This is a genomic window from Mycolicibacter heraklionensis, from assembly GCF_001021505.1.
GTDB classification, from domain to species: Bacteria; Actinomycetota; Actinomycetes; order Mycobacteriales; family Mycobacteriaceae; genus Mycobacterium; species Mycobacterium heraklionense.
Genome location: NZ_LDPO01000017.1, coordinates 111361 through 120090, shown reverse-complemented (window position 1 = coordinate 120090; position 8730 = coordinate 111361). Strand labels below are relative to the sequence as shown.

1 protein-coding gene is annotated in these 8730 nt (G+C 73.6%); it reads left to right on the top strand.

What is annotated here, in order from left to right; translation table 11 throughout:
* Positions 1-64 precede the first annotated feature (64 nt).
* Positions 65-8707, top strand: a complete 8643-nt coding sequence (locus tag ABW16_RS27830) for a hypothetical protein (RefSeq protein ID WP_052956973.1) — start codon at positions 65-67, stop codon at positions 8705-8707.
* The last annotated feature ends 23 nt before the right edge of the window (positions 8708-8730 follow it).

The following is an 8730-nucleotide window of genomic DNA, read 5'->3' as shown; positions in this document are numbered from 1 at the left end:
CACCGCAGGCGCAGCAGGCGGCGCCGGCGGCAACGGCGGCAAAGGCGGCCTACAAGCCGACGGGGTGACCCGCGCCTCTGATGGTGATGGCGGCAACGGTGGTGCTGGCGGCCGGGGCGGCAGCGGCTTCAACGGCACCAACGGCACCAACCCGGGCGGTGATGGTACGTCCGGCGGTACCGGTGGTGACGGCGGCGCCGGTGGCGTCGGCGGCACGGGTGCGGCCACCGGTGGTCACGGCGTCGGCGGCGCCGGCGGCAATGGTGGTAACGGCGGTAACGGTGCCGACGGCTACAACGGCGCCAACGGGGACGCCCAGCACGTGGGCGGCTACGACGGTGGCGCCGGTGGTAACGGCGGCAACGCCGGGGCCGGCGGCAAGGGCGGCGACTCGGGTGGCGGTCAGCAGGGCGTCAGCGGCGGCAATGGTGCTGCCGGCACCGGCGGTAACGGTGGCGCGGGTGGCGCCGGCATGGACGGCGCCAACGGCGACCGGGACAACGTCGACGGCACCGCCGGTGGTAACGGCGGTAACGGTGGCGCGGGTGGCGCCGGCGGCCAAGAGGTTGGCGGCGGCCACGCGACCGACGGCAAGGGCGGCGTCGGCGGTAACGGCGGTGTGGGTGGTGCCGGTTTCGACGGCAACAATGGTGACGCCGGGCACGCTGACGGCTTCGCGGGTGGCAATGGCGGCGGCGGCGGCACCGGTGGTAATGGTGGTGCCGGTGGTGGCACCACCGGGGCCGGCGGCAACGCCGGTAACGGTGGCAACGGCGGGGCTCCCGGCGACGGTGGCGACGGTATCGACGGCACGGCGGCTCACCCCGACGGTGGTGCGGGCGGCCACGGCGGCAACGTCGGTGTCGGCGGCGGCGGTGGAACCGGTGGGTCCGGCGCGATCGCAGGCAACAACGGATCGGCCGGTAGCACCCCCGGCAGCGGTGGCAACGGCGGTAACGGCGGGGCCGGCTATGACGCCGCGTCCGACCCGACCGCCGCGCCGGGAACGAACGGCGGTAATGGCGGTGCCGGTGGTGCCGCCGGTGACCACGGCAATGGCGGTAACGGCGGCAACGCCGGTAACGGCGCGGCCGGTGGTGCCGGTGGTAACGGCGAAAACCCGGGCGACGCCGGTCAGGCCGGCGGATCGGGCGGTAAGGGCGGCACCGGTGGTGCCGGTGGTGCCGGCGGATCGATCGCCGGTGATGGCGGCAACGGTGGTGCCGGTGGTGCCGGCGCCGACGGCGGCGTCGGTGGCAATGGCGCCAACGGTTCGGACGGGACGTTCGACAACGGCGGTGACGGCAACGGCGGTGCGGGCGGTAGCGCCGGCGCCGGTGGTGCCGGTGGCGACGGTGGTGCCGGTGGTGCCGCCGGTAGTTCGGCCCACGGCAAGGCGGGCACTGAGGGCGCCGGCGGCAACGCGGGCGATGGTGCAGACTCCGGCAAGGCCGGCGACGGTGGTGCCGGTGCGCACGGCACCGCGGAGAACCCTGACGGTGGCAACGGTGGCCAGGGCGGCAACTCCGCCGCCGGAGGCAGCGGCGGCACTGGCGGCAGCGGCCTGACCGACGGGACGGACGGCCAGGACGGGGGGATCCCGTCGGGCGCCCAGGGCAACGGTGGCGCCGGCGGCGACGGCTACGACGCCTCTACCGACCCGAACGCGGCACCGGGCACCTCCGGTGGCAATGGTGGTGTCGGCGGTGACGCCGGTGACCGCGGCAACGGTGGCCTGGGTGGTAATGGCGGCAGCGGCACCGACGGCAGCACCGGTGCGAACGGCAGCGGTACCGACGGCGACGGCAATGGCAACGCCGGTGGTTCCGGAACTGCCGGTGGCTCCGGTGGTAACGGCGGTGCAGGCGGCAAGGGCGGATCCGTCGAAGGTGACGGCGGCGCCGGCGGCTTGGCCGGCAACGGTGGCAACGGTGGCTCCGGTGGGACTGGCGCTAACGGTGCCGACGCCACCCAGCCTGGCCAGGACGGTGGTAACGGCGGCGTCGGTGGTAACGCCGGTGACGGTGGCAAGGCGGGTACCGGCGGTAACGGTGGTTCGGCGACCAATGGTTCGGCGGGCGCCAACGGTGACGGCGGTAACGGTGGCAACGGCGGCAATGCCGGTGTCGGCGGTAACGGTGGCAAGGGCGCGGACGGCGATGCCGCCAACCCCGACGGCGGCAAGGGCGGTGACGGCGGCAACGACGGCGCCATCGGCCAGGGTGCAACCGGTGGTTCGGCGGGCAGCGGCGGTGCCGGCGGCACCGGCACTGGCGGCAACGGTGGTACGGACGGCACGGCGGGCATCGGCGGTGACGGTGGCGCCGGCGGTAACGGCTATGACGCTTCCAAGGACCCGGGTGCTGCGCCTGGTACGGCCGGTGGCAATGGTGGTGCCGGCGGTAACGCCGGTGACCACGGCAATGGCGGCCAGGGCGGCAACGGCGGTTCGGGTTCCAACGGCACCGACGGCAGCGACAGCACCGACCCGTCGCAGGCCGGTGGCGACGGCACCAACGGTGGCGCCGGTGGCAACGGTGGTTCTGGTGGGGCCGGCGGTTCGGTCGTGGGCAACGGTGGTGCCGGTGGTAACGCCGGCACCGGTGGTGACGCCGGCAACGGTGGTGGCGGAGCGGACGGCGACGACGCCACCACTCCCGGCGCCGACGGCGGTACCGGCAGCAACGGCGGCTCGGGTGGTACCGGTGGCGCCGGTGGTACCGGCGGCAGCGGCGGCGGTGCCAGCAACGGCAACGCCGGAAACAACGGCAATGGCGGCGACGGCGGCGCCGGCGGCAACGCCGGCTCGGCCGGCAACGGCGGCAAGGGTGCTGACGGCGACGCCTCGAACCCCAACGGCGGCAACGGCGGTAAGGGTGGCGACACCGGCAACGCCGGGTCCGGTGGTTCCGGCGGTGGTGCCGGAACCGGTGGCGCTGGCGGCACCGGTAATGCCGGTGGCGACGGTGGCGACGGTGCCGAAGGCACGCCGTCGGGAGATGGCGGCGACGGCGGTAACGGCTACACGAACCCCAACGGCGACGGCGGCAACGGCGGTAACGGTGGCGACGCCGGCAGCCACGGCAACGGCGGCAATGCCGGTAACGGTGGCGATGGCCACGGTGACAACTCCAACGGCGGCTCCGGTGGAACCGGTGGTGCCGGTGGCACCGACGTCGGCAACGGCGGCAACGGCGGCAACGGCGGCAACGGCGACCACGACGGCGGTGCCGGCGGTGATGGTGGCGACGCCGGCTCCAACGGCAATGGCGGCAACGCCGGTAACGGCGGCACTGGCCAGACCGGTGACGGCGGGAACGGTGGCGACGGTGGTGCCGGCGGCACCGAGACCGGTAACGGTGGTAACGCCGGTGACGGCGGTGACGGCGGGCAGCACGGCGGCGACGGCGGTACCGGGGGCAGTGCCACGGGTGAGGGCAATGGCGGCAACGGTGGTTACGGCGGCGATGGTCTTCCCGGCCCGAACGGCCCCAACGGTGCCAACGGTGGCAGCGGAACTCAGCCGGGTGAGTCCGGCGGCGACGGTGAGGCCGGTGGCGCAGGCGGTAAGGGCGGTGACGGTGGTGCCGGTAGCGGTGTCGGTTACCACGCCGGTAGCGGCGGCCTAGGCGGTAACGGCGGTAACGGCGGTAACGGCGGTAACGGCGCCAAGGGCGCCACCGGAACCTTCGCCGGTGGTGACAACGGTGACGGTGGCCAAGGTGGCAACGCCGGTAACGGCGGCGCGGGTGGCGCAGGTGCGGCCGGTGGTAACGCCGGTGTCGGCCTGAACGGTGCCACTGACGGTGTCCACGGCGCCGGCGGTACCGGCGGCAACGGCGGCAACGCCGGTAACGCCGGTAACGGAGGCAAGGGCGCTAACGGCACCGCGAGCCACCTTGATGGTGGTAACGGTGGCGCCGGTGGTGCCGGTGGCAGCGCAGGCGCGGCGGGTGCCGGCGGCGACAACGGCGACGGCACGACCGGTGCCAACGGGCAGGCCGGTAACGGCACGGTCGGTGGAGATGGCGCCAACGGTGGCCGCGGCTACATCGGTAGCAACGGCACGGCCGGAAGCATCGACGGAACGGCCGGCGGCAACGGCGGTGCCGGTGGTAACGGCGGTGCCGGTGGCTTCGCCGGCGACGGTACGCAGCTCAACCAGGGCGACGGTGGCACCGGTGGCGACGGCGGTGCCGGCGGTAACGGCTTCAACGGCCTCAACGGTCAGACCCCGGGCGCTGACGGCGGCAATGGCGGAAACGGTGGTGCCGGTGGTAACGGCGGTGCCGCGGGTACCGGCCACGTCGACGGTGACCACGGAGTCGGCGGGCTCGGCGGCAACGCCGGTAACGGTGGCAACGGTGCCAACGGTGCCAACGGGTCCACGGGTGGCGGTGACGGCCAGAACGGCGGCGCCGGTGGCAACGCCGGTGTCGGTGGAGCCGGCGGTGACAGCGGCGGTGGTGACCATGCCGCCGACGGCACCGACGGTGCGGCCGGTGTCGGCGGCAACGGTGGCAACGGCGCCAGGGGCACCGACGGTGCCGATGGCACGGCCGCTGACGTCAATGGTGTCGCCGGTGGTAACGGCGGCAAGGGCGGCAACGGTGGCCTAGGCGGCCTGGAGGTCAACGGCGTTGACCGGGCTGCAACCGGTTCCGGTGGCGACGGTGGTGCTGGTGGTAAGGGCGGCAACGGTATTGATGGTGCGGCCGGCTCGTTTGTGACCGGTGATGGCAATGGTGGCGCCGGTGGCAATGGTGGCTCCGGTGGTAACGGTGGCGCTGCCGGTACGGGGTCGACCACGGGTGCTACCGGTGCTGCGGGCTCGGGTGGCAATGCCGGTAACGGTGGTGTTGGTGCTGCCGGTGATGCGGGCAGTGCCGGTGTCGCGGGTGTGAACAACGGTGCCGGTGGCGCCGGGCATGACGGTGGTAACGGCGGTAACGCCGGTATCGGCGGTAAGGCCGGCACCGGTACCGGCGCAGCCACCGACGGCACCAACGGCACCGCGGGTGTCGGTGGTGCCGGCGGCAAGGGCGGTGACGGCGCCGCGGGCGTCAACGGCACCAACGCCGGTGACAGCGGCACCTCCGGTGGTAACGGTGGCCAGGGTGGCAATGGTGGCCAGGGTGGTCTGCAGGCCGACGGTTCCACGCATGCTGCCTCGGGTGCTGGTGCTGACGGCGGTGCCGGTGGTAAGGGCGGCAACGGTGTTGATGGTGCGGCCGGCTCGTTTGTGACCGGTGATGGCCATGGTGGCGCCGGTGGTAGCGGTGGCTCCGGTGGTAACGGTGGCGCTGCCGGTACGGGGTCGACCACGGGCGTTCAGGGTGCTGCGGGCTCGGGTGGCAATGCCGGTAACGGTGGTGTTGGTGCTGCCGGTGATGCGGGTACGGCTGGTGTCGCGGGTGTGAACAACGGTGCTGGTGGCGCGGGGCATGACGGTGGTAACGGCGGTAACGCCGGTATCGGCGGTAAGGCCGGCACCGGTACCGGGACAGCCAGCGACGGCACGAATGGCACCGCGGGTGTCGGTGGTGCCGGCGGTAAGGGCGGTGACGGTGCCGCGGGTGTCAACGGTGTCAACGCCGGTGACAGCGGCGCCTCCGGTGGTAACGGTGGCAAGGGCGGCAATGGTGGCCTGGGTGGTCTGCAGGCCGACGGTTCCACGCATGCTGCGTCGGGTGCGGGTGCTGATGGTGGTGCTGGTGGTAAGGGCGGCAACGGTATTGATGGTGCGGCCGGCTCGTTTGTGACCGGTGATGGCAATGGTGGCGCCGGTGGTAGCGGTGGCTCCGGTGGTAACGGTGGCGCTGCCGGTACGGGGTCGACCACGGGTGCTACCGGTGCTGCGGGCTCGGGTGGCAATGCCGGTAACGGTGGTGTTGGTGCTCAGGGTGATGCGGGCAGTGCCGGTGTCGCGGGTGTGAACAACGGTGCCGGTGGCGCCGGGCATGACGGTGGCAACGGCGGTAACGCCGGTATCGGCGGTAAGGCCGGCACCGGTACCGGCGCAGCCACCGACGGCACCAACGGTTCGGCGGGTGTCGGTGGTGCCGGCGGCAAGGGCGGCCAGGGTGCCGCGGGTGTCAACGGTGTCAACGCCGGTGACAGCGGTACCTCCGGGGGCAACGGCGGCCAGGGCGGCAACGGTGGCCAGGGTGGTCTGCAGGCCGACGGTTCCACGCATGCTGCGTCGGGTGCGGGTGCTGACGGTGGTGCTGGTGGTAAGGGCGGCAACGGTGTTGACGGTGCGGCCGGCTCGTTTGTGACCGGTGATGGCAATGGTGGCGCCGGGGGTAGCGGTGGCTCCGGTGGTAACGGTGGCGCTGCCGGTACGGGGTCGACCACGGGCGTTCAGGGTGCTGCGGGCTCGGGTGGCAATGCCGGCAACGGTGGTGTTGGTGCTGCCGGTGATGCGGGTACGGCTGGTGTCGCGGGTGTGAACAACGGTGCCGGTGGCGCCGGGCATGACGGTGGTAACGGCGGTAACGCCGGTATCGGCGGTAAGGCCGGCACCGGTACCGGCGCAGCCACCGACGGCACCAACGGTTCGGCGGGTGTCGGTGGTGCCGGCGGTAAGGGCGGCCAGGGCGCCGCGGGCACCGATGCCACCACTTCGGGCAGCCCCAACGGTGGCACCGGTGGCAACGGTGGCAAGGGCGGCAGCGGCGGTGTCGGTGGTTTGCAGGCCGACGGTGCTACGCGAGCAGCTGATGGTCAGGGTGCTGATGGTGGTGCCGGTGGCCGCGGTGGCAATGGCTTCACCCAGGCGGCGGGCAGCTCGGCCACTGGTGGCAACGGTGGCCAGGGTGGTGTCGGTGGTGCCGGTGGTGACCGGGGCGCGGTGGCGGCCAGCGGTGGCGCCGGTGGCCAGGGCGGCAACGCCGGCAACGGCGGTTCCGGCGCGGACGGCAAGGCCGGCACGGACGCCACCGTGGCGGGTGGCGCCGGCGGTACCGGTGGTGACGCCACGAGCGGCGGCAAGGGCGGCAACGGTGGCGCTGGTGGCGCCGGCGGTGCGAGCGGTACCGCCAGCAATGGCACGGCCAACCACCACGGTGTTGGTGGTGTCGGTGGTAACGCCGGCAGCGGCGGCAACGCCGGTAACGGTGGCGCCGGCGGTAAGGGCCTTGGTGGCGGCACCGGGGCGACGGCGGGCGTCGGTGGTGCCGGTGGTACCGGTGGTAACCGGGGCGCTGCGGGCACCGCGGGTGCCGGTGGCGACAGCGGTGGCGGCCAGTCGGCCGCCAGTGGCCAGGCGGGTGTGGCCGGTACTGCCGGTGGCAATGGTGGTAAGGGCGGCGACGGCGGCACCGGCACCACACTGGCCAGCGGCGTCGGCCAAAACGGTGGTGCCGGCGGTAAGGGCGGTGCAGCCGGGGCGCTCGGCAACGGCGGTGCCGGTGGTAGCGGCGGCAACGGTGGCACCGGCGCCAACGCGACCACGGCCGGCTCCAACGGCTCCGCCGGCGGCAACGGCGGCAACGCCGGCGACGGCGGCAAGGCCGGTGCGGGCGTCACCGACACCGGTGGCAATGCCGGTAAGGCCGGCAGCGGCGGCAACGGCGGTACCGGAGCCAACGCCACGGCGGCCGGCGGTAAGGGCGGCAACGGCGGGACCGGCGGCAATGCCGGCAACGGCGCGGCCGGCGGTAGCGCGGCCAACGGAACGGCGGGTGCCGACAGCAACGGCGGTGTGGCCGGCAACGGCGGCGACGCCGGCAACGGCGGTCGCGGCACCGACGGGGTTGCGTCCCCGGAGTTCAACGAGGCCGCCAGCAACGGAACCGTGGGTGGCGCCGGTGGCACCGGAGGTAACGGTGGCGCCGGTGGGGCCGGCGGTGGCACCACCGGCGTGGGCTCCAACGGAGGCAACGGCGGCAAGGGTGGCGCCGGCAACGATGGCGGCAACGGCGGCTACACCACCCACGGCGACGATGGCTACCCGCTCCAAGGTCACAACATCGGCACCGGTGCCAACGGTGGCGCCGGCGGCGTCGGCGGTAACGGCGGCACGGCCGGTGCCGGCACCGCCCAAGGGGCTGCTGGCCAAGCCGGTAACGGCGGCGACGGCGGTGCCGGCGGCAAGGGCGGCAGCAGTGGAAACATCCAGCCGCTGGCCTACGTCGACACCGCTGGAAACGCCTCTAAGGCAGGTACCCCGATCACCGTCACCGGTACCGGTGGTGCCGGTGGCAACGGTGGTACCGGATTCGTCGGCGGCAAGGGCGGTGCCGGCGGTATGGGCGGCAGCGATCAGTACGCGGCCGGCTCCAACGGCGGTGCGGGCGGTAAGGGCGGCAACGGCGGCGCTGGCGTCGGGACCGGCAGCACCGGCGGTGACGGCGGCGCCGGTGGCAAGGGCGGTGACGGCAGCAACATCCGCTGGGGCTGGACCGGCAAGGGGACTCCCCCGGGCTCGATCAGCAACGGAACCACCAGCTCCTCCGGTGCGGTCAACAACGTGTCGGGTGGTAAGGGTGGCGCCGGCGGCAACGGTGGCAACGGCACCACCGTCGGTGTCGGCGGTACCGGCGGGACTGGCGGCACCGTCGTCACCCCGGCCCTGCCGACCGGTCCGGGATCCATCGGCGCCAATGCCGGTCAGATCAACGGCGGTGCCGGCGCCACGGGTGGCACCGGTGCCACCAACGGCGCGACCGGCGCGACCGGCGCGAACGGCAGCAAGACGCCCTAAGCGTCTCGACAGGGAGAGCCCCG